The organism is Enterococcus sp. S53 (assembly GCF_016516865.1).
GTDB classification, from domain to species: Bacteria; Bacillota; Bacilli; order Lactobacillales; family Enterococcaceae; genus Enterococcus_D; species Enterococcus_D innesii.
Genome location: NZ_JACVUH010000056.1, coordinates 1 through 1048, shown reverse-complemented (window position 1 = coordinate 1048; position 1048 = coordinate 1). Strand labels below are relative to the sequence as shown.

2 protein-coding genes are annotated in these 1048 nt (G+C 38.4%); both read right to left on the bottom strand.

All coding sequences use genetic code 11. From position 1 onward, the window contains the following. Positions 1–40 precede the first annotated feature (40 nt). Positions 41–475 (bottom strand): DUF1617 family protein, encoded by a 435-nt coding sequence (locus IAE45_RS18570; RefSeq protein ID WP_200127857.1) that lies wholly within the window; start codon positions 473–475, stop codon positions 41–43. Between the two features lie 32 nt (positions 476–507). Then, on the bottom strand, positions 508–1048 hold a 541-nt coding region (locus IAE45_RS18565; protein ID WP_200143168.1), incomplete at its 5' end, for a tail fiber domain-containing protein.

Here is a 1048-nt window from a genome sequence, read left to right as displayed (position 1 = left end):
GATTCTCCTGTGATTGTGATTGATTTCTTGTAATTTAGCATTATTCATTTCCTCCTAATTCTTCAAGCTGATCCATAAGCTCATCATATACATCCGCATCAACACCGCCAAAAGCAACATCGCTCTCATCTAAACCAGAAACAAGAAATTCAAAGAACGGTTCGAATTCAGTTAAATCGATCACAACTATTTCGTTATCTAGTTCCTCACGTTCTTTAGCGTATTCGTCTTGATCAGCACCATCTAACAAAACAGGCGAGCCGTCTTTATCTAATTTGGCATTACCGTTTTCTTGTACCTCATAGTAAGCAGCAATAAGCTCTTTCTGACTTTCCGTCCACTCTTCGATTTTCTCACTTGCTAATCGGCGAAACTTGGAGATGGCACGAGCTTTTCGACCTTTTGAAGTAACTACCGCTAAAATTTGAGCATATTTGTGCAGCTTGCTATTGGTTGTTGTGAATGTTGTTTTCATCTAAATCCTCCTAATATTTAAAGCCCTACAAACTATGCAGCTTGCAAGGCTTCAATTTTTTCCTCTAATTTTTCAACTTTTTGTTTAAGTGTTTCAATACTTTCTTCATGCTCTTTCAAAATAGGAATTGTGACAGTCCACAACTCCGGCTTATATCCTTCAACACGTCCATTGATGTCTCGTTCTACATACTGATTTAATCCAACACGTTCTACATCTTCTGCGATTAGTCCATATACTCTTCGAATTGGTTCGCCCACACTTACTAAAGAATGACTTGATTTGTAAATCCATGACTTTAGATCTAAGTTCAAAAGCGATTTTGGGTTAACATCAGAAGCAGTTTCTATATACTCTTTGAAACGTTCCGAGGATGAATAAGCAACGATTGATCCCCCACTTGTAATATGCAACGCCTTGCCGCTTCCTGAAGAAGCGTACAAATCATCCGATCCCATTCGTTTAGTACCATCAGCTGTTTTACCAACATAAAAGTTCATTTTATCCGAAGAGTTACGGTTGAAGCCTACATAATTACCAGTATTACTTCCGGCATCTACACTGTATCCGCTA

Bases quoted from the DNA above. Each gene is read 5' to 3' on its own strand.
- IAE45_RS18570 (WP_200127857.1), bottom strand. From the start codon at position 475: ATGAAAACAACATTCACAACAACCAATAGCAAGCTGCACAAATATGCT.